Raw genomic sequence first — 20,568 nt, 5'->3', positions numbered from 1 at the left:
TCGACGGAAGCGGACGGGGCGGGCGGAACCCGGCGCGCGGCGGGCGGGGGTCACAATCGGCTCCGGTTCGCGTACCGTTGCCGCTCATGGGTGTGTCGCAACGGTTGAAGACCAGGTTCCGCCGGTTCCTCCAGCGCCCGGGGACGACTGTCGACCTGGCTCCGCTGGAGAAGCTGCTGCCGGCGATCGAGGCGCGCGAGGCTGACCTGGAGAAGCTCTCCGACGCCGAGCTGACCGAGGCCGCCGGCCAGGCGTCGGGGTACGAGGAGATCTGCGCGATCGGGCGCGAGGCGGCCCGGCGCGGGCTCGACCAGCGCCCCTACGACGTGCAGCTGCTCGGCGCGATGGCGCTGCTGTCCGGCAAGGTCGCCGAGATGGCCACCGGTGAGGGCAAGACGCTCACCGCGACCGTCGCCGCGTACGGCCACGTGCGGCTGGGCAACGGCCCGGTGCACGTGCTCACCGTCAACGACTACCTGGCCCGCCGCGACGCCGAGTGGATGACGCCGGTCTACGACCTGCTCGGGCTCAGCGTCGGCTGGGTCAACGAGGCGTCCACGCCCGACGAGCGGCGCGCCGCGTACGCCTGCGACGTCACCTACGTCTCGGTCAGCGAGGCCGGCTTCGACTTCCTGCGCGACCAGCTCGTCACCGACCTGGCCGACCGGGTGCAGCCGCCGCTGAAGACCGCGATCGTGGACGAGGCCGACTCGATCCTGATCGACGAGGCCCGGGTGCCGATGGTGCTGGCCGGGGCGGTCGGCGGCGAGCAGGACCCGGTGCACGCCGCCGCCGCGCTCGTACGCGGGCTGCGCAAGGGCAAGCACTACACGGTCGCCGAGGACGGCCGCAGCGTCGCCTTCACCTCGGTCGGCCTGGCCACCGTCGAGGCCAAGCTCGGCGGCATCGACCTGTACGACGAGGAGCACGTCGGGCAGCTCTCCGCGGTGAACGTGGCGCTGCACGCGCACGCCCTGCTGCACCGCGACGTGGACTACATCGTCCGGGACGACTCGGTCGAGCTGATCGACGAGATGCGCGGCCGGGTCGCCCAGCGCCGCCGCTGGCCCGACGGGCTGCAGGCCGCGGTCGAGGCGAAGGAGGGCCTGGACGCCACCGCCGAGGGCGAGGTGCTGGGCACGATCACCGTGCAGGCGTACATCGCGCTCTACCCGACGGTCTGCGGGATGACAGCGACCGCGGTGCTCGTCGGCGACCAGCTCCGCGAGTTCTTCGGCCTCGAGGTCGCGGTGATCCCGCCGAACACCCCCTGCGTCCGCGAGGACGAGCCGGACCGCATCTACGCCACCCGCGCCGAGAAGGAGGAGGCGCTGGTCGACGAGATCACGCGCTGCCACGAGGCGGGGCGGCCGGTGCTGGTCGGCACGCTCGACGTCAAGGAGTCCGAGGGGCTGGCCGCCGCGCTGAACGCCGCCGGCGTGTCGTGCGTGGTGCTCAACGCCAAGAACGACGACGAGGAGGCCGGGATCATCGCGGAGGCCGGCGCGTACGGCGCGGTGACGGTCTCCACCCAGATGGCCGGCCGGGGCGTCGACATCCGGCTGGGCGGCAGCGACCAGGCCGACCGGGACCGGGTGGCCGAGCTGGGCGGTCTCTACGTGATCGGCAGCGGCCGGCACGACAGCCGCCGGGTCGACGACCAGCTCCGCGGCCGGGCCGGGCGGCAGGGCGACCCGGGCGGGTCGGTGTTCTTCGTCAGCCTGGAGGACGACCTGGTGGTCCGGCACGCCGGCGACACCGTGCCGGCCTCGCCCCGGATGAACGCCGACGGCCTGGTCACCGACCCGCAGGTCGACTACGCGGTGGAGCACGCCCAGCGCGTCGCCGAGGGCGTCAACCACGAGATCCACCGCAACACGTGGCGCTACAGCCAGGTGATCGAGCAGCAGCGCAAGGCGCTCGCCGAGCGCCGGGAGCGGCTGCTGACCAGCGACATCGCCGCGCTGATGCTGCTGGAGCGGGTGCCGGAGAAGGCCGGCGAGATGGACGAGGACCTGCTCGCCGACGTGGCCCGCAAGATCGCCCTCTACCACCTGGACCGGCTCTGGGCCGACCACCTGGCCGAGCTGTCCGAGGTCCGCGAGGGCGTGCACCTGCGGGCGCTGGGCCGGCTCGACCCGCTCGACGAGTTCCACCGCAGCGCGGTGCCGGCGTTCAACGCGCTGGTGCCCGAGATCGAGACGCGGACCGTGGCCACGTTCGAGGAGACCGAGTTCGACGAGGGCTGGGAGCCGGACTCGTCGAAGCTGGTGCGGCCGAGCGCCACCTGGACGTACCTCGTGCACGACAACCCGTTCGGCTCGGAGTTGGACCGGCTGATCGCCTCGGTGGGCCGGCGGCTCATCTCCGGGTCGCGCTGACCCGCGCGGAAAGGCCCTTCCCGGCGCGACCGGGAGGGGCCTTTTTGCGCGGTTTCGCCCGCGGTCTGGGAGGGTAGTAGGCCGAGGCCCGGCCACAGGAGGGACGGACATGGGACAGGCAACGGCGCGGAGCGGGGACATCGGGTGGACGGTGGAGGCCACGGCCCGGTGAACCTCGACACGCGCCAACCCATGATCGACAACCTTGGTGTGCTGGAGACCGCCGCGCTGCTGCGCGAGCTGACCGCCGGACTGATCGGCGCGGCCGGGTTCGACGAGGCGCTGGACCGCCTGGTCCGCATCGCCCGCGACGCCGTACCGGCCGTGGACAGCTGCGGCTTCACCGCGCTGCGCGCCGGTGAGCCCGCCGGCGTGGCCGCCTCCGATCCGGAGCGGGCCGAGCTGGACGACCTGCGGCACGGCCCGGACACGCCCGCGATGACCGCGATCCGCCGCCGGGAGATGATCACCGCGGGCGGGCTGTCCGGCGACCCGCGCTGGCCGGTCTGGAACGAGCGGGCCCGCGCCCTGGGGGTGCACGGGGTGATCTCCGCGCCGGTCGACATCGACGAACAGGTCATCGGCGCGATCAACCTCTACGCCGACTCGCCCGACGCGCTGACGCCCCGGCACCAGCTCACCGCGATGCTCCTGGCCGAGCACGCCGGGCTGCTGCTGGCCGCCGCGCGCGACCGCGAGCGGGCGGCCACCCGCGCCGGTCAGCTCGACGACACGCTGCTGGCCGAGGGGGTGGTCGGGCAGGCCGTCGGCGTGATCATGACACAGCGCGGCTGTCCCGCCCCGGAGGCCCTGCGGGTGCTGCGCAGCGCGGCGTCCTCGCTGGACATCCCGCTGCGCGAGGTCGCCGAGCGGCTCGTGCTGACCGTCTCACGGCCCCGGGACAACTGAGCGACAGTCGTTTCGCCTCGCGGCGCCTCGGGTAGCACTCTGGACTGGTGAGCTGCGCGGACCTGGGGAGGAAGCGATGCAGAGCCGTCTACGGGTGCAGGGGCACCCCATCCAACCGATGCTGGTGACGTTCCCGTTCGGCCTGTTCGTCTGTGCCGCGGTCTTCGACCTGGCCGACGTGGCGGGCGGCCCGGCGTTCCTCGGTGAGGTGGGCTACTGGACCGCGGTGGCCGCGCTCGTCGCGGCCGGGCTCACCACCGTCGCCGGAATGGTCGACCTGTGGGACGTGCGGGCCGGCCGGACCAGCCGGACGGTGCTGATGTTCAACCTCGTCAACGCCGTGATGGCGGCGCTGTTCCTGCTCTCCTGCCTGATCCGGGCGAGCGCGCCGCAGCGGGGCGCGACCGGTGTCCTGCTCGCCGCGGAACTCGTGGCGCTCGCCGTCGGCGCGGTCGGGGTGGCCCTGGGCGCGCGGCTGATGCAGCAGTTCGACCGGGTCACCGAGCCGGCCGGGTTCGAGCCGTTCGCCGAGGTGCCCGCCGGTTCCACAGTCGAGATCGCCCGCCCGCGCCCGTACTGACGCCGGCCGAATTCCGTTGCCGCGGTCGGCGCGGAGCGGCAGGCTCGCGGGCATGGTCGGGACGTTCGAGGAACTGGTAGCCGAAGCCGAGGCGGCGCCGGTCGAGGGCTGGGGCTTCGACTGGCTGCGCGGCCGCGCCACCGAGGAGCGCCCGCCCTGGGGGTACGCGCGACTGGTCGGCGAGCGGATGGCCGCCGTGAAGGCGGCGCTGGACATCGACACCGGCGGGGGAGAGGTGCTGGCCGAGGTGCCCGCGCCGCCGCCGCTGCTGGTCGCCACCGAGGCGTGGCCGCCGAACGTGCCGGTGGCCCGGCGCAACCTTCGCCCGCTCGGCGCGACAGTGGTGCGGGTGGGCGACCGCCCGCCGCTGCCGTTCCGGGACGCCGCCTTCGACCTGGTGGTGAGCCGTCACCCGGTGCACACCTGGTGGGACGAGGTGGCCCGGGTGCTGCGGCCCGGCGGCGCCTACCTGTCCCAGCAGATCGGCCCCGGCACGATGCGGGAGCTGAGCGAGGCGATCCTCGGGCCGCTGCCGCCGCCGGAGCACCGCCACCCGGAGGTGGCGGTCGCCGACGCGCGGGCCGCCGGGCTGAACGTCGTCGACCTGCGCGAGGCCACGCTGCGTACCGTCTTCCACGACATCGGCGCGGTGGTCTGGTTCCTGCGCAAGGTGGTCTGGACGGTGCCCGGCTTCACCGTCGGCCGCTACACCGACGAGCTGCGCCGCCTGGACGAGCGGATCCGCGCCGACGGACCGTTCGTCGCGTACGCCCGCCGTTTCCTCATCGAGGCGCGCCGGGGCTGAGCGGGCCGGGCCGGTGGGCGGCGGCGTGGTGCGCGGCCAGCACGTCGGCGCCGAAGTCACCGGCCGGGCGGCGCAGCACTGTGTGCGCGTGGTTGCCGTCGTCGGTGGTGTTGTCGTACTCGATCAGCAGGTCCTCGCCCTGCACCCGGTAGTAGTGCCGCCGGCCCGGCTCGACCGGACCGGCCCAGGCGAAGTGCAGCTCGCCGCCGTCGAGCCGGTCGGCCTCCCGGGCCGCCAGCTCCGGCGGGAGCCGGTCCAGGTAGAGCGCGACCAGCCGGTCCAGCAGCGCCCGGCCGGTCGGCCGCAGCCGCCCCCGGGGTACGCCGGGCGGGTCGAGCCGGCCGGGGGCGGTGGCCCGGGTGGCGCTGATGATGTCGGCGGGCGCCTCGTCGGCGATGATCGCGGCGGACCGGCCGCCCGGACCGAGCGCGTCGAGGAGCTCGCGGGCCAGGTCCTCCTCCGGGCCGAGCGGCCGGGTCACCGGGCGGCCGGCGTGCCGGACGGTGGCCGGGTTCGCGCCGAGGAAGACCGGCGCGGGGGAGACCCGGTCGTCGGCGACGGTCATGCTCACCGACAGGTGGTGTCCCTCGAACCGCCAGGCCCAGTCGTCGTCGCGGTCCGGGTCGCCGAAGACGGCCACCCAGTAGTCGCCGCTGTGCCGTCCGCGCCGCCAGTCCTCGGCCCGGTCCAGCACCTCCTCCAGCGCCATCACGGTCATGGCCTGCGCGTACGCGGCCGGGCTGAGAGCGGTGGCGAGCAGCCGGTGGGCGGCCTTGCGGGCGTCGACGTCCAGGCCGGTGAGCGCGACGCCGGGCCGGGGCCGTGGCCGGTACTCCAGCCAGCGCCGGGCCGGTTCGTCGTCGAAGGCGTGCCGGGCGGCGTCGCGGGCCGGCTCGTCCAGCGCGGCCAGGAACGCCGCCGCGGCCGCGCGCATCTGCTCGGGTACGGGATCCTCCACCGTCTCTGTATACCGCCTGGGGCTCACTCGCGGCGCAGCAGCGCCAGCATGTCCGGCAGCTCGAAGAACCGGGCGGTCTCGACCGCCGACGGGCCGCCGTGGTCCGGGTCGGCGCCGGCGTCCAGCAGCGCGCGGACCGCCGCCTCCTGACGCCGGAACACCGCCGCGGCGAGCGCGGTCTGCCCCCTGTCGTTCACCCGGGCCGGGTCGGCGCCCCGGGCCAGCAGTGCCGCCACCGTGTCCGGGTGGGCGTGGTACGCGGCGAGGATCAGCAGCGTGTCGCCCTTGGCGTTGGTGAGGTTGACCGGCAGCCCGGCGTCCACGTTGGCGGCCAGTTCCTCGGTGGCGCCGGCCCGGGCCAGGTCGAACATCCGGTGGGCGAAGGCGATGGTCTCGTCGTCGAGTTCGTCGGGCATCCGCCCAGGCTATGGCGTCGCGGCCGGACGCGCCTGGTAGCTTGCGCAGCCGGGCACGGGAGGCGCGCGCATGGACGATCGGGTGTACGTGGGCAACGCGGCGGTGGACGGCGCGACCGACGCGGGCTGGCTGCTGGGCCACTTCAAGCCGGCCGGGGACGTGCGGCACAGCACCGACGTCGAGGTGAAGTGGGGCGTGCACCCGGCGGGGGAGAGCCGGTCCCGGTGGGCCACGGGTGAGCGGCGTACCGCCCTGTTGGTGCTGATCAGCGGCGCGTTCCGGATCGAGCTGCCGGACCGCACGGTGGTGTTGCGCGCGCCCGGTGACTACGTGGTGTGGGGCCGGGGCGTGGACCACTCCTGGTACGCCGAGCGGGAGTCCACGGTGCTCACCGTCCGCTGGCCGTCGGTGCCCGGTTACAAGGTGGATCCGCCGGTCCTGCGCTGAGCCGCGGGCCGGCGTCCCAGCATCTGGTATTACCTACTTAACCGATAGGCTTTGCCGTCTAAGCTGTGCGGGTACATCCGCTCCGCACCGTGAGGACGTCCCGCCGATGACCAGCACCGCTCCCGCCGATCTGCTCGCCGTCGCCGCCCGCTGGGCCGACCCGGACGGCTGGCCGGTGCCGCTGTGCTTCGACGCGTCCGAGCGGTGGTACGCCCGCCTGGACGCCGGCGACGAGCACGAGGTGTGGGCGCTGAGCTGGCTGCCCGGACAGGGCACCGGCCTGCACGACCACGGCGGCAGCGCCGGCGCGTTCCTGGTCGTGGCCGGCGTGCTCACCGAGGAGACGGTCAGCGGCGCGCGGCTGCGCCCGCACCGGCTCGCCGCCGGCGCCGGGCGGCGCTTCGGCGTACGGCACGTGCACCAGGTCACCAATCACGGCGACCAGCCCGCCGTGAGCGTGCACGTCTACCGGCCGGCGCTGACCCGGATGACCCGCTACCGCCTCGTCGCCGGCCGGCTCCGGGTCGCCGAGGTGGCCGAGGCCGGCGTGGCCTGGTGACCCACCCCCGCAACCCCGACGAACGGAAGGACGCCACGATGGCGCAGATCCCCACCACCGCAACCGAGCGCTGTCCGGCTCCGCCGCCGGGCTCGCGGGGCATCGACGAGATCCTCGCCGCCGCCCGGGCCCGCCTGCGCCGCCTCGATCCGGAGCAGGCGCACCTGGCGTGCCGGGCCGGGGCGCTGCTGGTGGACATCCGCCCGGCCGCCCAGCGCGCCGCACAGGGCACCGTGCCGGGCGCGCTCGTCGTCGAGCGCAACGTGCTGGAGTGGCGCTTCGACCCGCGCTGCGCGGCCCGGCTGCCACAGGCTGTCGACTACGACGTGCCGGTGATCGTGCTCTGTCAGGAGGGCTACACCTCGTCGCTGGCCGCCGCCGCGCTCCAGGACATCGGCCTGCACCGGGCCACCGACGTCGTCGGCGGCTTCGCCGCCTGGCACATCGCCGGCCTGCCCACGCTCGGTCCCACCCCGCCGACCCGACCCTCGTCCGCCGCGCCCCCGGTCACCGCCGGTGGGGCGCTCCGCTGACCGTCCCGCCGCACCGGCGGGGCGGGGCGACCGCCCGCACAGGAGGCTCCCATGTCCGTCGTCGCCCTCACCACCCGTCCGGCCCGATCGGGCCGCCCCGACCGGGCAGTGCCGCCCCGGCCGCGTACCGCGCCGACCGTGACCATCACCCTCGACCTGGGCGCCGGCCCACTGACGCCGGGCCTGGCCCGCCTGGCCGAGCTGCTGGACGAGCTCGCCGCCTCCGGCGAGGCGCTGGTGAGCCCGGACGAGCACCGGGTCGCCCGTACCGTGCTCGACCTGCGCCGCGCCGCCGCCGCGCCACCGCCACCGGCCGGCGGCGGCGTGCGCATCCTCACCGGCACCCGCCGGGTCCGGCTCGGCGACACCGAGATCACGCTCACCCGCATCGAGTACGACCTGCTGCTCTTCCTCGCCGAGCACCCGCGCCGGGTGTTCACCCGGCTGCAACTGCTCGCCAACGTCTGGGGCTACGAGCACGCCGTGGCCCGCACCGTCGACGTCCACGTCCGCCGGCTGCGGGCCAAGTTCGGGCCGGACACGCCGCTGGTCACCACCGTCTACGGCGTCGGCTACCGCCTCGCCGACGACGCCGCGATCACCGTGGACCGCGACGCCTGACCCGCCCTTCCCGCACGCGGCGCACCCGGAGAACCGGGTGCGCCGCGTTCACGTTCAGGACGCATCCGCCATTGTGAACCGCCGGGGAGACCCCCCGTACCAGCCCGAAACGACGCTCTGCTGTAATCAACGGGCCTCGCACGCAGAGCGAGCGCACGGCTCCGATGTGTTCGTCAAATGTCACATTCATGCAACGCAGCCGCCTCTTGACCCTCGCAGAGACGCCGGGAAGCATCGATGAGGCGGCGTCCCGGGCCGTGGGGAGATACCCGGACCAGCCCAAGGAGGACCATGTCGGTCAGCCCCGCCTCGTCGCGCGCCGGATGGCATACGTCCCAACCCGCGGTCCCCGGTCGTCCCCCCGGCGGCCAGCGTCGTCCCGCCAACACCGCCGCGCCCATGCTCACCGTCACCCTGAACATCCCACTGGCCTGTGAGGAGTCGCTCACCCCGGCCGCGCGCCGGCTGCTCGACGCCGCCCGCGAGATGCTCGAACGCGGCGACGCGGTGGTCAGCGCCGCGGTTCCGGCCGAGCGCCGGCCCGACGCCGTCCCGGCCGGCCGCGCGCCGTCCCGGCCGCTCGCCCCGACCATCCCGACCCTGCACATCCTGGCCTCGTCCCGGTCGGTGCTGCGCGACGGCGAGCCGCTGCCGCTGACCCGGCTGGAGTTCGACCTGCTGCTGCACCTGGTCGCCCACCCCCGCCGGGTGTTCACCCGCCTGCAACTGCTGAACGCGGTCTGGGGGTACGAGCACGCCGGCGTCCGCACCGTCGACGTGCACGTCCGCCGGCTGCGCGGCAAGGTCGGCGTGGACGTCCCGCTGGTCACCACCGTCTACGGCGTCGGCTACCGGCTCGCCGACGACGCCCGCGTCACCATCGACCGCACCGGCTGACCCGGGACACCCACGCGCCGATCGTCGCCGGACGGAGCCCCGACCGCCCGGAGGGATCAGGTGGTGACCCGCCCGCCCGCGCGGCACGATGGTCCGATGCGTGTGCGCCCGATCAGCCCCGACCGGCTCGTCACCGAGCTGGCCGGGCGTCTCGCCCGCACCGGGACGCCCGGCCGGCTGCGGGTCGCCGTGGACGGCCCGCCCGCCGCCGCACCGGACACGCTCGCCGAAGCCCTCGTCGCCCCGCTGCGCGCCGCCGGCCGGCCGGTGCTGCACGTACGCGCCGACGACTTCCTCCGCCCCGCCTCGGTCCGCCTGGAGCACGGCCGCACCAACCCCGACGCGTACTACGAGGGCTGGCTCGACGAACCCGGACTGCGCCGCGAGGTGCTCGACCCGGCCGGCCCGGACGGCTCGGGCCGGCTGCTGCCGTCGCTCTGGGACGCCGCCGCCGATCGGGCCAGCCGGGCCGCGTACGTGGATCTGCCGCCCGACGGGGTGGTAGTGGTCAGCGGCGCGCTGCTGCTCGGCGGCGCGTTGCCGTTCGACGTCACGGTCCACCTCGTGCTGTCCCCGGCGGCGCTGGACCGGCGTACCGACCCGGCGCTGCGCTGGACGCTGCCCGCCTTCGCCCGCTACGCCGACGAGGTCGACCCCGCGTCCTTCGCCGACGTGGTGGTCCGGGCCGACGACCCGCGCCGCCCCGCGCTGGTCGAGGCGGCCTGACCAGCGGCTACGGACTCACCGGAAACACTCAGGAAACAGCCGGTTTGGCCCGCCGTGGGCGGGGGTAATCGCCCGGCTCACAGAGCACGGGTGATCTCGTCGCCCGCGCATCCACAGTCGGACCGGGGTCCGGGGCGCTGGCCGCCCCGGTCCGGTATGAGGACGTAGGAAGGCAGGCAGCGATGCTCGTCCACGACACGACAGCCACCGGCCGCTCCCAGGCGGAGGTCGACCAGATCCGGCAGTCCCTGCGGTCGCGGTACGACGAGCTGACCGCCGAGTACGAGCAGACGCTGGCGCAGAGCCACGTGCTGCGGCTGGTCGAGGTCGGCGACACCGCCGGCGACGACCAGGCCGACAGCGGCACCAAGACCGCCGAGCGGGACACCGCGCAGTCGCTGCTGCGCACCATCCTGGACCGGCGGGCGCAGTTCGAGCACGCGCTGACCCGCCTGGACGAGGGCACCTACGGCTTCTGCGAGGGCTGCACCGCGCCGATCCCGGTGGAGCGGCTGGAGATCTTCCCGTCCGCCACCTCCTGCGTGGCCTGCAAGCAGACCCGGGAGCGGCGGGCGGCCTGACGCCGATGCGGTTGCCGGTCGGTCCGCCGACGCGATGAACTCCCACCATGGGTGAGATCAAGGTGGGCACCGCCTCGTGGACCGACCGGACCCTACTCGACTCCGGCTGGTATCCGGACAGCGCCGACACGCCGGAGCGCCGGCTGTCCTACTACGCCCGGCAGTTCCCGCTGGTCGAGGTGGACGCCACCTACTACTCGCCGCCGGCCGAGCGCACCGCCCGGCTGTGGGCCGAACGCACCCCGGCCGGGTTCACGTTCAACGTCAAGGCGTTCAGCCTGCTGACCGGCCACCCCACCCGCGTCTCCGCGCTCTACAAGGACCTGCGCCCGGACACGGACAAGCGCAACGTCTACCCGGACGACCTGCCTGCGCAGGCGTACGAGGAGGTGTGGACGCGGTTCCTGTCCGCCCTGGACCCGCTCGTCGAGGCGGGCAAGCTGGGCGCGCTGCTGTTCCAGTTCCCGCCCTGGTTCACCATCAAGCGGGACAACAAGCAGTACCTGCTGGAGGTGGCCCGCCGGTGCGTGCCGTTGCGCCCGGTCTTCGAGTTCCGGCACGCCTCCTGGTTCGACGGCGACAACGCCGAGGAGACGCTGGGCTTCCTGCGTGAGCACGCGCTGCCGTTCGTCTGCGTGGACATGCCGCAGGGACACAAGTCGTCCGTCCCGCCGGTGCTGGCCGCCACCGCGGACCTCGCGATGGTCCGCTTCCACGGGCACAGCGACAAGTGGACCAGCAAGGACATCCACGAGAAGTTCGGCTACGACTACTCGAAGCGGGAGCTGCGCGACTGGGCGCCGAAACTGCGCGAGCTGGCCGGCGAGGCCGAGCAGACACACGTCCTGATGAACAACTGCTACCGGGACAACGCGCAGCGCAACGCCCGTACCCTCGCCGACCTGCTGGGCGCCTGAGCCGGCCTCACCCGCTCCGGGTGAGGCCGGCTCACCCGTCCGCGCCGCAGCATGACCGTGGACGCGCTCCGCCGGCCGGGCGGAGGCGCCGCGACGAGGAGGTGGGTCATGACGGTACGGGTGGTGGCGGATCGGCGCCGCGGTGGCGTACTGCACGTGGTCGGCAGCTCCGAGGCGCCTCGGCGGGCCGAACGGGCCGGCCGGTTCCGTCCGACCCGGCTGTGGCGGGGGCCCAGCGGACCGCCGCGCCGCGCCGAAGACCGACGCTGGGAGACCGACGCACGGGGGTGATCCTGATGGCCGAACAGATGTTGTCCGCGTTCGAGTCCTCGCTGGACAAGACGAACGTGATCCTCAAGGAGATCGAGTCCGCGTACGGCTGGCCCAAGGAGCAGCGCAACCAGTCCTACGCCGCGTTGCGTACGGTGCTGCATCTGCTGCGGGACCGGATGCCGGTGCAGGAGAGCGTCGAGTTCGCCCAGCAGTTGCCGGTGCTGGTGCGGGGCGTCTACTTCGACGGCTGGCAGCCGGAGAACGTGCCGATCAAGCTGAACCGGGACGACTTCCTGTACGAGGTGCGCCAGGGTTTCCCGTACGACGTCGAGGGCGGCGCGCAGCGGGTGGTGCAGGTCGTGCTGGACACGTTGCGCCGGCACGTCACCCAGGGCGAGTGGCAGGACGTGAAGTCCACCATGCCGAAGGATCTGCGTCAGCTCATTCCCTGACCCGGCGCTGGCCCGGCCCGTCCCGCCCCCTCGGCGGGGCGGGCCGACGGCGTCCGGGACACCGGCAGCCCGGCCCGCCGGGCCAGCCCGGCGAACGCGACGGCGTCGACGATCGCCGCGCCGCCCGGGTCGTTGTTGAAGTACACGTACGCCGGCTCGCCGTCGCCGAACGCCTCGGCGAGCCGGCGCGTCCAGCCGGCCAGCGCGGCCCGGCCGTAGCGGGGCCACGGCCGCGCGCGGCCCTCGTGCAGCCGCAGGTAGCCGAAGTCGGTGGTGCGCCACAGCGGCGTGATCGACCGGCTGAGCCGGTCGGCCCAGACCAGCGCGGCCCGGTGCCGTTCCAGCACCCGCCTCGTGTCCTCGGTCCACCACGACGGATGCCGCGGCTCGACGGCCACCCGCACGTCGGCCGGGAACCGGCGCAGCACGTCGGCCAGCGCGTCCGGGTCGGCGCGCAGCGTCGGCGGCAGCTGCACCAGCACCGGCCCGAGCCGGTCGCCCAGCCCGGACGCCCGGTCCAGGAACCGGGCCACCGGCTCGGCCGGGTCGCGCAGCCGTTTCACGTGGGTCAGGTAGCGGCTCATCTTCACCGCCACGCAGAAGTCGCTGGGCGTACGCTCCCGCCACGCCACGAACGTGTCCCGCTCGGGCAGCCGGTAGAACGCGTTGTTCACCTCGACCGTGGCGAACCGCGAGGCGAAGTGCTCCAGCCAGCGCCGCTGCGGCAGCCCGGCCGGGTAGAACCGCTCCCGCCAGTCCCGGTACTGCCAGCCCGACGTGCCGACCAGGAACATCGCCGCGCCCTACTGAAGGTTGATCTGGAACACCTCGAACGTGGCGCCGAACCGCGCGCCGAGCCGGTGCCCGGCCGGCCGGGCCATGCCCTCCAGGAACTCCTCGGCGTCGAAACCGCCGTCGCCGAGTCCGGTCAGGTACGCCCCGTGCGCCCGCAGCGACGCCACGCCCTTGTCGAACGTGTCGGTCACGTCCACCCCGTGCCGGGCGGCCGGCGACCCGGCCGCCCACACCTCGCGGACCCGCGACCACGGCTGGATGCCGTCGGTGAGCTGCTCCGGGAAGATCCACCGGTTGCCGGCGTCGCGGACCGCGTCCAGCGTGGCCCGGCCGCAGGCGATGTGGTCGGCCTGGTTCAGCGCGTACGCCCCGTCCCAGGTCTCCCGGAAGTTGTTCGTCAGCACCACGTCCGGCCGGTGCCGGCGCACCACAGCGGCGATGGCCCGGCGCAGCGGCACGCCGTACTCCAGCAGCCCGTCGGGCAGGCCGAGGAACTCGACCACTGACACCCCGACCACGGCGGCGGAGGCGCGCTGCTCCTCCTCGCGTACCACCCGGGCGCGCTCCGGCGTCATCCCGTCGATGCCCGCCTCGCCGCTGGTCAGCAGGCAGTAGACGACCTCCTTGCCCTGGGCGGTCCAGCGCGCCACCGCGGCGGCGGCGCCGAACTCCAGGTCGTCGGGGTGCGCCACCACTGCGAGCGCCCGCTGCCAGTCCTCGGCCAGTGGGGTGAGCGGCTCCGGCTGCGTCACGTGGACCTCCTCGCACGTCGTCCTCCCGCCATCCTGGCATCCGCCGGTCCCGGACGCTTGCCCCGCGAACCGTCCGTACGACGGTGTCCGGGCGTCTACGGTGTGGTTAGAGAAGATCGGGCGTGGGGTACCACCCGCTGCACACGGACCCCGGCACCACGCGGGGCGGCACACCGAGGGAGCACCCATGGCATTGAACGACGACGACATCCAGAGCAGCGGCGGCAGCGGCCTGGAGGGCCCCGCCGACGGCGGTGCCACCCCGGGTCAGCACGACGGTGGCGCGGACGGCAGCGCGGAGGGCCCGGCCGACGGCGGCGCGACCCCCGGTCAGCACGACGGTGGCGCGGACGGCGGCGCCGAGGGTCCCGCCGACGGCGGCGCGACTCCGGGTCAGCACGACGGTGGCGCGGACGGCAGCGCGGAGGGCCCGGCCGACGGCGGCGCGACCCCCGGTCAGCACGACGGCGGCGCCGACGGCAGCGCCTGACACATGAGCACGCACGTCGACCCGCCGGGTGGCCACGGCCGCCCGGCGGTTCCGCTTTCCGCCGCCGAGGCGCTGGCCCGGTGCGTAACGGTGGAGCCGGCCAAGTTCGCCGCCGACCACTGGGGGCGAAGCCCGCTGCTGTCCCGCGCCGCGGAGCTGCCCAGCCCGGACGGCTTCACCGACCTGCTCAGCCCCGCCGACGCCGACGAGCTGCTCAGCCGCCGCGGCCTGCGTACCCCGTTCCTGCGGGTCGCCAAGGACGGCCAGCTCGTGCCGGCGGCGCGGTACACCGGCGGCGGTGGCGCGGGCGCCGAGATCGGCGACCAGGTCCTCGACGAGAAGGTGCTGGCGCTCTACGCCGACGGCGCGACGCTGGTGTTGCAGGGCCTGCACCGCACCTGGCCGGCGATCGTCGACTTCGCCCGCGACCTGGGCGCCGCGCTGGCCCAGCCGTTGCAGGTGAACGCCTACCTGACCCCGGCGGGCAGCCAGGGCTTCGCCACTCACTACGACACCCACGACGTGTTCGTGCTCCAGGTCGACGGACGCAAGCACTGGCGCATCCACCCGCCGGTGCTGGCCGACCCGCTGGAGCGCCAGCCCTGGGGCGGCCGGGCCGACGAGGTCTCCGCGACCGCCGAAGGACGCCCCGAGCTGGACGTGGTGCTCTCTCCGGGCGACGCGCTCTACCTGCCGCGCGGCTGGCTGCACAGCGCCCAGGCGCAGGAGTCCAGCTCGCTGCACCTGACCGTGGGCATCCGGGCGCTGACCCGGTACGCGGTGGTCGAGGAACTGCTCGCGCTGGCCGCCGAGGACGCGCGGCTGCGCGCGAGCCTGCCGTTCGGGCTGGACCTGGCCGACCCGGACGCGATCGAGCCGGAGCTGACCGAGACCGTCGAGGCGCTGCGCGACTGGCTGCTGCGGGCCGACCCGGCGGCGGTGGCCGGCCGGCTGCGTGCCCGGGTCTGGCCGGCCGCCCGCCCGGCGCCGATCCGGCCGCTGGCCCAAGCCGAGGCGCTGGCCCGGCTGAACGCGGACAGCGAGGTCGCGGTGCGCGGCGGCCTGCGCTGGCAGCTCACCCCGGCCGCCGACGGACGGGTGACGCTGCGCGTGCCCGATCGGACGCTCACCCTGCCCGGCACCTGCGAGGCGGCGCTGCGCGCGCTGCTCACCGGCGAGGTGACGAGGGTCGGCGACCTGCCCGGCCTCGACGACGACGCCGACCGCCTGGTGCTGGCCCGCCGACTGCTCAAGGAGGCAGTCCTGGTTCCCGCCTGACCCGATGATCATGAGGTTGACCGGCGGCGCGACGGCGTGTCGCGCCGCCAACCTCATGATCGGCGGCGGGTGAGGGGCGGCGGTCAGCGGGTGTAGGTCACCGTCAGCAGGAGCAGGGTCGTCGCCAGGCCGGAGACGGCCACCAGGATCATCGGGCGTGGGGTCAGCACGGCGTGGCGGCGGTCGGCCAGCAGCCGTGCGGGCGCCAGCCCGATCACCGGGCCGAGCAGCGTCACCACCAGCGCCAGCACCGGCAGACCCACCGCCAGGTCACCGCTGGCGCCGGCCGCCAGCGCTCGCGCCGCCACCCCCAGCGCGTACGCCACCAGCGCCCCGCCGATGCCGCAGGCGATCAGCAGCGGATTCACCGAGCCGGGCAGCTCACCCGGGGCGCCGGTGCGCTCCAGCAGGTCCCGGACCGCGCGCAGCAGCGGCACCGGGTCACCGGCGGCCCCGCGTACCGGGCCGGGCGGGTCACCCAGCCGCCGGGCGCCCACACCGAGCCGGGCCCGCAACTGCGTCCACAGGTGAGTGACCTCGCCGTCGACCCGCTCGACCATCCGGGACGCCTCGGCCACCTCCGTCTCGGCCTGCCGCATCTGCTCGGTGGCCTCGGCGACCGCCCGGTCCGCGGCGGCCACCTGCTGGTCGTACCAGGTGTGCGCCTCGGCCCGCTGGGCGGCCACCCGGGCGGTCAGCTCGGCGAGCCGGCGGATCTGCGCGCTGTACGTCTCACTGGTAACCGGTTCGTTCATCGGGACGGACCATAAGGGATGATCACCTGTCCGGTGCGGTGCACCGCCCGGTCGAAGTAGAGACCGCGCCACGGCCGGGGATACCAGTCCGGCCCTCCGCTGCCCGGATACAGCGAGGAGCCCAGCTCACCGCCCTGCACGTCGAGCGCCACCCAGGCGCCGATCTGATCCGTGCGCGCGCCCGCGCCGCCCAGGTCGGCCCGCATCCGGGCCACGCCCCGCCACCAGGCCAGCACGTGCGTACGCCGTTCCGGCCCGTCGTGCAGGATCCGGCGCAGCTGCTCCAGCCCGGTGCGCGTACCGGCCTTGCCGGCGAGCGCCGCCGCGGCCGCGTCCACCGCGTACAGCAGCAGGAAGTGCGGGGTACGCGGCGCGCCCGGCGCGCCCAGCCCGTCACCTGCCTCGGCCATCAGCTCCGGCACCGTCTCCTCGTCGTACCAGGAGGCGTCCCCGGCCAGGTCCTCGTAGAGCGCGCGGGCGGCCGGGTCGGCGTCCGGGTCCAGGCAGGCGATGGAGAAGCGGGCCGCGCCGGGCGGGTACTGCCGGGCCAGCGAGCGGGCGGCGGCGTCGAGCACCGCGCACGCCTCGTCCACCCGGGTGCCCAGCACCGCCAGGTTGCGGCCCGGGGCGCGGGGCAGCCGCAGCGCCGCCGAGCGGGCCTGCACGTCGATGATCTCGCCGAGCAGCGCCACCGGGTTGCGCGGGACGCCCTGCTCCGGCGCGGTCAGCGCGCGGAAGTCCGGCGCGTCGGCCAGCTTCGGGATCGCGTCGCCGTCGAACAGCCGGGCCGGCGCGGCGTCCTGCGGGCGCATCCGCCACAGCCGGTGCTGGAGCTCGCTCCACGTCTCCCAGTCGCTGGCCGACGGGATGCGGGCCACCTCGTTCCCCTCGGCCAGGCCCGACTCGGCGTTGATGACCGCGTGGTGGCGGGGCAGCGACTGCGCCGCGTCGTTGCGCTCGGCCAGGATGCGCAGCGCCTTCGGCAGCGCGATCCGCAGCGTGAACTGGGCGACCAGCGCGGGCCGCCCCCACAGCGCCTCGATGCCGCGTACGTCCTGCGAGGCGAGCACCAGGTGGATGCCCTGCGACCGGCCCCGCCGGGCCAGGTCCTCCAGCAGGTCGGCGGCCTCCCGGGCGACCACGTCCCGGCCGGCGAGCAGCGCCTGGAACTCGTCCACCACGGCCACGATGCGTGGCCAGTGCCCGTCCGGGTCTACCGCGCGCAGCTCGGCGAGCTTGGTGACCTCGTGCTTCTTCGCCGCGTCGGCGCGGCGGCGCAGCTCCTCGGCGAGGAAGCGCAGCAGCGCCAGGCCGAACTCCCGGTCGGTGTTGACGTTGATGCCGACCAGCCGCATGTGCGGCAGCCAGCTCGGGTCGCGCCGGCCCTGCGCGAACCGGGCGAAGGACACGCCCTCCTTGAAGTCCAGCAGATAGAACTCCAGCTCGGCGGGGGAGTAGCGGGCGGCGAGCGCGCCGATCCAGGCGAAGATCAGATTGGTCTTGCCGGTGCCGGACGGGCCGCCGATCAGCGCGTGCGGCGGGTAGTCGCCGAGCGTGAGCAGAACCTGCCGCCCGTGCGGGCCCTCGCCGACCGGCGCGCTGAGCCCGTGCGACGAGTCCTCCCGCCAGTACTCGTCCGGCGGCGGGAGCAGGTCGGTGAACGGCGTCGGGGGAGGGCCGGCGGCGACCCGGGAGGCAACCGCGCGGCAGGTCTCGGTGACCAGCGCGGGCGGCGGCGGCGCGTCGAGCCGCACCGGCAGCCCGGCCACCCGGGCGTCGTCCGGCTCGACCACGATCCGGGTGACGGTCGGGTCGTCGGGCAGCTCGATGCCGCGGACCACCAGGTGCACGCCGCACGCGGCGCCGGTGCGTACCACCCGGTCGAGCTGGCCGCGCTCGTGCCGGGACAGCTCGTCACCGCCGAGCAGCACCGCCACCCGCCACGGCTCCGGGCGGCGTCCGGTGGCGGCGGCCAGGTCGCGCAGCGAGGCGTACTCACCGGCCAGCACCGTGGCGTTGATCCGGCGGATCTGCTCCACCAGGTCGTCCAGCAGCCGGCCCAGGCCACCCGGTCCGACGAAGGTGAGCAGCCCGGCGGTGCCGAGCGGGGCGAATCCGGCCAGCCCGCCGCCCAGGTGCTCCGGGTCGTAGCCGTACAGCCGCACCGCGCCCGGGTCGGCGCGGCCGACCGAGCGCAGCAGCAGCGCCGGCACCACCGCCGCCAGGCCGTCCCGGTCGCCGCCGGCCAGGTGCGCGTGCCCGGCGTCGAGCAGCGGCACGAGCGCGGGCACCGGTTCGGCGCCGTCGAGGCGTACCGTGCCGACCCGCAACGCACCGGGCGGCTCGGACCGGCCGGCGGGGGTGGCCTGCCAGCGGTCCCAGGGCGCGGACGCCGCGCCCGGCGCCTCCCGCTGCGCCGCGGCGGCGGCCCGGCGGGCCAGCTCCGCGAGGCGGGCGGTGTGCCGGGCGTCGATCTCGGCCAGGCGCCGGTCGCGGGCCGCGCCCACCCGGGCGGGCACTGCGGCGGCGGCTTTGCGGGTACGCGCCAGCCGCTCCCGGCTCGCGGTCAGTTCCGCCTCGGCGGCGGCGAGCCGGGTACGGGTGGCGCCCAGGGCCTCGGAGAGCATCCCCCGGACCCGCGTCACCAGTTGCGTGCGGACGTCAGCCACGGGACGTCTCCCGTTCGTCGGTGTCCTTCGGCAGGTCCCGGCCGAGCCGGTCGAGCAGCACGCCGGTGAGCACGCCGGCGGTGACCGCCGGGTCGGCCGCGTGCGGCTGCTCCGCGTCGTCGTCGCGGCGCGGCGGGGGCATCCGGCACACCCGGGTCAGCAGCGTGTCCAGCACCGGCCGCGGCAGGCCGGGCAGCAGGTCACGGACCCGGGACTCCAGCGCGCCGCGCAGCCGGGGCAGGTCGTCCGCGCGGGGCGGGTGGCCGAGCAGCTCACCGGCCAGCTCGCGCAGCAGCGGCGGGGCGATCGCGGCCAGCCCCAGCCCCACGTCGGCGTGCGCGCCGCGCAGGTCGCGGTGCAGGCGGTCCCGGTCACCGGAGCGGACCCCGGCGACCACCCGGCGCAGCAGCTCCCGGGAGTCCCCGACGCGCTCGTCCGGCTCGTCGGGCGTACCCTCCCGGCCGCCGGTCAGCTCCGCCACCCGTACCGCCCACCAGCGCCGTACCGCGGGTTGCTCGCCCGGCTCGGGCGCGGCGCCCGGCGCGGGCGGCGCTTCGCCGCGCGGCGTGTCGTGCTTGGGCGGCCGCTCGCCCGGCGGGGCCGGCGGCGCGCCGTCGGGGGCCAGCCCGATCGCGGCCAGGTACGCGGTGAGCTGCTCCTGCGCCACACGCAGCGCGTAGCCGGCGGTTTCGGCGTGCTCGGTGGCCGAGGACAGCTCCGGCACCCCCATCGGGTCGGCCGACTCCTGGCGTACCCAGCGCAGCCGCTCCTGCGCCTGGCCGAGCTTCTCCAGCGCGGCGGCGAGCTGTGCCAGCGGCAGGTCCTCGGCGGCGGCGCGGACCTGGGCGCCGATGTCCTCGACGATGGACACGGCCCGGCCTCAGAGCGTCGCGACGTAGAGTTGCGCCTGCTCGACCGCGACGAGTGTCGCGGCGAGACACTCCTCCAGCTCCTGGCTGGCCTGTGTCAGCGAGGCCTGGGCCGCCTCGACCGTCTCGTGGCCGCTGCCCTCCAGCGCGCCGGCCAGGGTCTGCTGTGCCTCGGCCAGCTTCTCGCCCGCTGCCTGCACCGCTGTCTGGCCGTCACCGATCTGCTGGAGCGCGACATCGATGGCGGCCTTCAGCTCGGCGACGCTCGCCACGGAACCTCCTGGGGGCAAAAGAGATCTCCATTACAACCCATCGGAACGAGTGGGCGAGCATCCACCCTCAGGCGGTTGTCGCCCGCGTGTCCGGTTGTGGCCCTGACGTGCGCGAAGACCTCGCCGCCGGTCCCGTCGGCGAGCCCGCCGGTCCCGTTGACGGAACCGGATGATCTAGCGGCCGAGCCAGCGCGGGCCGCGTACCTCCGCGCCGAGCGCGGTCACCCGCTCGCGCAGCTCCCGGTCGGCGGTGACCACCACCCGCCGCCGCTGCGGCGCGGCGGCCACCAGCTCCACCACCGTGTCGTCGCCGGAGCCGGGCGCGGACACCACCTCGACGCCGGGCGCCGAGGTGACGTGCCGGGCCGCGCCCTCCACCACCAGCACCACCTGCACCGGCGGGGGTAGCTCCGGCGGCAGGCCCGCCTCCCCGACGGACGCCAGCGCGTCGCGCAGGCGCGCGGCCGCGCCGGCCCGGTCCCGCCACCAGCCGTCCGGGCGCGAGCCCACCACGTTCGCGCCGTCCACGACCAGCAGCGGTCTGCTCTCCATGCCCTCAGCCTGCCATCCGGTCGCGTTTGTCGCGCCGACCGCCGGGTAGCCACCGCCGACCGTGCCGCGCGTGCCGGGTA

At 75.2% G+C, this 20,568-nt stretch carries 24 protein-coding genes; 15 read left to right on the top strand and 9 right to left on the bottom strand.

Annotation, left to right across the window (positions count from 1 at the left end; genetic code table 11):
• Positions 1–86: 86 nt before the first annotated feature.
• The 4 genes from secA2 to A4R25_RS07815 all read left to right on the top strand — a co-directional run bounded on the left by secA2 (position 87) and on the right by A4R25_RS07815 (position 4,675).
• A complete protein-coding gene (secA2, locus tag A4R25_RS07830) occupies positions 87–2,381 on the top strand; it encodes an accessory Sec system translocase SecA2 (RefSeq protein ID WP_043324478.1) in 2,295 nt (764 codons plus the stop codon).
• 192 nt (positions 2,382–2,573) lie between these two features.
• Positions 2,574–3,290: a GAF and ANTAR domain-containing protein gene (locus A4R25_RS07825; protein WP_205796412.1), complete on the top strand. Its 717-nt coding sequence runs from the start codon at positions 2,574–2,576 to the stop codon at positions 3,288–3,290.
• 76 nt (positions 3,291–3,366) lie between these two features.
• Complete coding sequence (locus tag A4R25_RS07820; RefSeq protein ID WP_064446131.1) at positions 3,367–3,870, top strand: DUF2231 domain-containing protein; 504 nt, start codon at positions 3,367–3,369, stop codon at positions 3,868–3,870.
• Between the two features lie 52 nt (positions 3,871–3,922).
• On the top strand, positions 3,923–4,675 hold the full coding sequence (locus A4R25_RS07815; protein WP_064446130.1) for a class I SAM-dependent methyltransferase: 753 nt from the start codon (positions 3,923–3,925) through the stop codon (positions 4,673–4,675).
• Here A4R25_RS07815 and A4R25_RS07810 read toward each other — a convergent pair.
• Both A4R25_RS07810 and A4R25_RS07805 read right to left on the bottom strand, forming a co-directional pair.
• Complete coding sequence (locus A4R25_RS07810) at positions 4,653–5,609, bottom strand: DUF3500 domain-containing protein (protein ID WP_373888001.1); 957 nt, start codon at positions 5,607–5,609, stop codon at positions 4,653–4,655. The genes A4R25_RS07815 and A4R25_RS07810 overlap by 23 nt on opposite strands.
• Before the next feature lie 47 nt (positions 5,610–5,656).
• The gene (locus A4R25_RS07805) at positions 5,657–6,049 is read right to left on the bottom strand and encodes an ankyrin repeat domain-containing protein (protein WP_064446128.1); all 393 of its coding nucleotides are present in this window, start codon (positions 6,047–6,049) and stop codon (positions 5,657–5,659) included.
• Between the two features lie 70 nt (positions 6,050–6,119).
• On the opposite strand from A4R25_RS07805, the gene A4R25_RS07800 reads away from it, so the two are divergent.
• From A4R25_RS07800 to A4R25_RS07755, 9 genes are all read left to right on the top strand, one after another.
• Positions 6,120–6,497, top strand: coding sequence for a hypothetical protein (locus A4R25_RS07800; RefSeq protein WP_064446127.1), 378 nt, complete (start codon positions 6,120–6,122; stop codon positions 6,495–6,497).
• A 106-nt stretch (positions 6,498–6,603) separates the two neighbouring features.
• Positions 6,604–7,056, top strand: a complete 453-nt coding sequence (locus tag A4R25_RS07795; protein WP_064446126.1) for a cysteine dioxygenase family protein — start codon at positions 6,604–6,606, stop codon at positions 7,054–7,056.
• A gap of 38 nt (positions 7,057–7,094) precedes the next feature.
• Positions 7,095–7,589 (top strand): rhodanese-like domain-containing protein, encoded by a 495-nt coding sequence (locus A4R25_RS07790; RefSeq protein ID WP_064446509.1) that lies wholly within the window; start codon positions 7,095–7,097, stop codon positions 7,587–7,589.
• A gap of 51 nt (positions 7,590–7,640) precedes the next feature.
• Positions 7,641–8,210 carry a winged helix-turn-helix domain-containing protein gene (locus A4R25_RS07785; RefSeq protein WP_064446125.1) on the top strand — a complete coding sequence of 190 codons (570 nt, stop codon included), beginning with the start codon at positions 7,641–7,643 and terminating at the stop codon, positions 8,208–8,210.
• A gap of 291 nt (positions 8,211–8,501) precedes the next feature.
• Entirely contained in the window at positions 8,502–9,107 is a 606-nt protein-coding gene (locus tag A4R25_RS07780; protein WP_030504027.1) for a winged helix-turn-helix domain-containing protein, read from the top strand.
• Between the two features lie 96 nt (positions 9,108–9,203).
• The gene (locus A4R25_RS07775; protein ID WP_064446124.1) at positions 9,204–9,833 is read left to right on the top strand and encodes a hypothetical protein; all 630 of its coding nucleotides are present in this window, start codon (positions 9,204–9,206) and stop codon (positions 9,831–9,833) included.
• Between the two features lie 182 nt (positions 9,834–10,015).
• Complete coding sequence (locus A4R25_RS07770; RefSeq protein ID WP_043324464.1) at positions 10,016–10,414, top strand: TraR/DksA C4-type zinc finger protein; 399 nt, start codon at positions 10,016–10,018, stop codon at positions 10,412–10,414.
• Between the two features lie 47 nt (positions 10,415–10,461).
• A complete protein-coding gene (locus A4R25_RS07765; protein WP_064446123.1) occupies positions 10,462–11,331 on the top strand; it encodes a DUF72 domain-containing protein in 870 nt (289 codons plus the stop codon).
• 296 nt (positions 11,332–11,627) lie between these two features.
• Positions 11,628–12,056 (top strand): DUF2267 domain-containing protein, encoded by a 429-nt coding sequence (locus A4R25_RS07755; protein WP_064446508.1) that lies wholly within the window; start codon positions 11,628–11,630, stop codon positions 12,054–12,056.
• On the opposite strand, the gene A4R25_RS07750 is transcribed toward A4R25_RS07755, so the two are convergent.
• Together A4R25_RS07750 and A4R25_RS07745 are read right to left on the bottom strand one after the other, a co-directional pair.
• Positions 12,041–12,850: a DUF72 domain-containing protein gene (locus A4R25_RS07750; protein WP_064446122.1), complete on the bottom strand. Its 810-nt coding sequence runs from the start codon at positions 12,848–12,850 to the stop codon at positions 12,041–12,043. The genes A4R25_RS07755 and A4R25_RS07750 overlap by 16 nt on opposite strands.
• Positions 12,851–12,859: 9 nt before the next feature.
• Positions 12,860–13,603 carry a PIG-L deacetylase family protein gene (locus A4R25_RS07745; RefSeq protein ID WP_064446121.1) on the bottom strand — a complete coding sequence of 248 codons (744 nt, stop codon included), beginning with the start codon at positions 13,601–13,603 and terminating at the stop codon, positions 12,860–12,862.
• A gap of 187 nt (positions 13,604–13,790) precedes the next feature.
• Between A4R25_RS07745 and A4R25_RS07740 the strand changes: the two genes are divergently transcribed.
• Positions 13,791–14,093: a hypothetical protein gene (locus A4R25_RS07740; protein ID WP_030504021.1), complete on the top strand. Its 303-nt coding sequence runs from the start codon at positions 13,791–13,793 to the stop codon at positions 14,091–14,093.
• 3 nt (positions 14,094–14,096) lie between these two features.
• Positions 14,097–15,371 carry a cupin domain-containing protein gene (locus tag A4R25_RS07735; RefSeq protein ID WP_064446120.1) on the top strand — a complete coding sequence of 425 codons (1,275 nt, stop codon included), beginning with the start codon at positions 14,097–14,099 and terminating at the stop codon, positions 15,369–15,371.
• Between the two features lie 83 nt (positions 15,372–15,454).
• Here the strand turns inward: A4R25_RS07735 and A4R25_RS07730 are convergent, their stop codons facing one another.
• From A4R25_RS07730 to A4R25_RS07710, 5 genes are all read right to left on the bottom strand, one after another.
• Entirely contained in the window at positions 15,455–16,126 is a 672-nt protein-coding gene (locus A4R25_RS07730; protein ID WP_064446119.1) for a hypothetical protein, read from the bottom strand.
• On the bottom strand, positions 16,123–18,795 hold the full coding sequence (locus tag A4R25_RS07725; RefSeq protein WP_064446118.1) for an FtsK/SpoIIIE domain-containing protein: 2,673 nt from the start codon (positions 18,793–18,795) through the stop codon (positions 16,123–16,125). Before A4R25_RS07725 ends, A4R25_RS07730 begins: the two co-directional genes overlap by 4 nt.
• A complete protein-coding gene (locus tag A4R25_RS07720; protein WP_043324449.1) occupies positions 18,788–19,666 on the bottom strand; it encodes a hypothetical protein in 879 nt (292 codons plus the stop codon). The genes A4R25_RS07725 and A4R25_RS07720 overlap by 8 nt, the downstream gene beginning before the upstream one ends.
• Before the next feature lie 9 nt (positions 19,667–19,675).
• Positions 19,676–19,936: a hypothetical protein gene (locus A4R25_RS07715; RefSeq protein ID WP_030504016.1), complete on the bottom strand. Its 261-nt coding sequence runs from the start codon at positions 19,934–19,936 to the stop codon at positions 19,676–19,678.
• 174 nt (positions 19,937–20,110) lie between these two features.
• Positions 20,111–20,488 (bottom strand): hypothetical protein, encoded by a 378-nt coding sequence (locus A4R25_RS07710; protein ID WP_043324447.1) that lies wholly within the window; start codon positions 20,486–20,488, stop codon positions 20,111–20,113.
• Positions 20,489–20,568 lie beyond the last annotated feature (80 nt).

Origin of the sequence: Micromonospora sp. NBRC 110037 (assembly GCF_001652995.1) — a bacterium.
Lineage (GTDB): Bacteria > Actinomycetota > Actinomycetes > Mycobacteriales > Micromonosporaceae > Micromonospora > Micromonospora chalcea.
The sequence above is the reverse complement of the archived record's forward strand: the minus strand, read 5'-3'. Positions and strand labels throughout refer to the sequence as shown.

Excerpts from the sequence above, each read along its gene's own strand:
- A4R25_RS07785 (WP_064446125.1), top strand. The coding sequence starts at position 7,641 with ATGTCCGTCGTCGCCCTCACCACCCGTCCGGCCCGATCGGGCCGCCCC.
- A4R25_RS07755 (WP_064446508.1), top strand. The coding sequence starts at position 11,628 with ATGGCCGAACAGATGTTGTCCGCGTTCGAGTCCTCGCTGGACAAGACG.
- A4R25_RS07800 (WP_064446127.1), top strand. The coding sequence starts at position 6,120 with ATGGACGATCGGGTGTACGTGGGCAACGCGGCGGTGGACGGCGCGACC.
- A4R25_RS07815 (WP_064446130.1), top strand. The coding sequence starts at position 3,923 with ATGGTCGGGACGTTCGAGGAACTGGTAGCCGAAGCCGAGGCGGCGCCG.
- A4R25_RS07795 (WP_064446126.1), top strand. The coding sequence starts at position 6,604 with ATGACCAGCACCGCTCCCGCCGATCTGCTCGCCGTCGCCGCCCGCTGG.
- A4R25_RS07740 (WP_030504021.1), top strand. The coding sequence starts at position 13,791 with ATGGCATTGAACGACGACGACATCCAGAGCAGCGGCGGCAGCGGCCTG.
- A4R25_RS07730 (WP_064446119.1), bottom strand. The coding sequence starts at position 16,126 with ATGAACGAACCGGTTACCAGTGAGACGTACAGCGCGCAGATCCGCCGG.
- A4R25_RS07765 (WP_064446123.1), top strand. The coding sequence starts at position 10,462 with ATGGGTGAGATCAAGGTGGGCACCGCCTCGTGGACCGACCGGACCCTA.
- A4R25_RS07710 (WP_043324447.1), bottom strand. The coding sequence starts at position 20,488 with ATGGAGAGCAGACCGCTGCTGGTCGTGGACGGCGCGAACGTGGTGGGC.
- A4R25_RS07825 (WP_205796412.1), top strand. The coding sequence starts at position 2,574 with ATGATCGACAACCTTGGTGTGCTGGAGACCGCCGCGCTGCTGCGCGAG.
- A4R25_RS07775 (WP_064446124.1), top strand. The coding sequence starts at position 9,204 with ATGCGTGTGCGCCCGATCAGCCCCGACCGGCTCGTCACCGAGCTGGCC.
- secA2 (WP_043324478.1), top strand. The coding sequence starts at position 87 with ATGGGTGTGTCGCAACGGTTGAAGACCAGGTTCCGCCGGTTCCTCCAG.
- A4R25_RS07735 (WP_064446120.1), top strand. The coding sequence starts at position 14,097 with ATGAGCACGCACGTCGACCCGCCGGGTGGCCACGGCCGCCCGGCGGTT.
- A4R25_RS07790 (WP_064446509.1), top strand. The coding sequence starts at position 7,095 with ATGGCGCAGATCCCCACCACCGCAACCGAGCGCTGTCCGGCTCCGCCG.
- A4R25_RS07770 (WP_043324464.1), top strand. The coding sequence starts at position 10,016 with ATGCTCGTCCACGACACGACAGCCACCGGCCGCTCCCAGGCGGAGGTC.
- A4R25_RS07810 (WP_373888001.1), bottom strand. The coding sequence starts at position 5,609 with ATGCGCGCGGCCGCGGCGGCGTTCCTGGCCGCGCTGGACGAGCCGGCC.
- A4R25_RS07820 (WP_064446131.1), top strand. The coding sequence starts at position 3,367 with ATGCAGAGCCGTCTACGGGTGCAGGGGCACCCCATCCAACCGATGCTG.
- A4R25_RS07805 (WP_064446128.1), bottom strand. The coding sequence starts at position 6,049 with ATGCCCGACGAACTCGACGACGAGACCATCGCCTTCGCCCACCGGATG.
- A4R25_RS07750 (WP_064446122.1), bottom strand. The coding sequence starts at position 12,850 with ATGTTCCTGGTCGGCACGTCGGGCTGGCAGTACCGGGACTGGCGGGAG.
- A4R25_RS07780 (WP_030504027.1), top strand. The coding sequence starts at position 8,502 with ATGTCGGTCAGCCCCGCCTCGTCGCGCGCCGGATGGCATACGTCCCAA.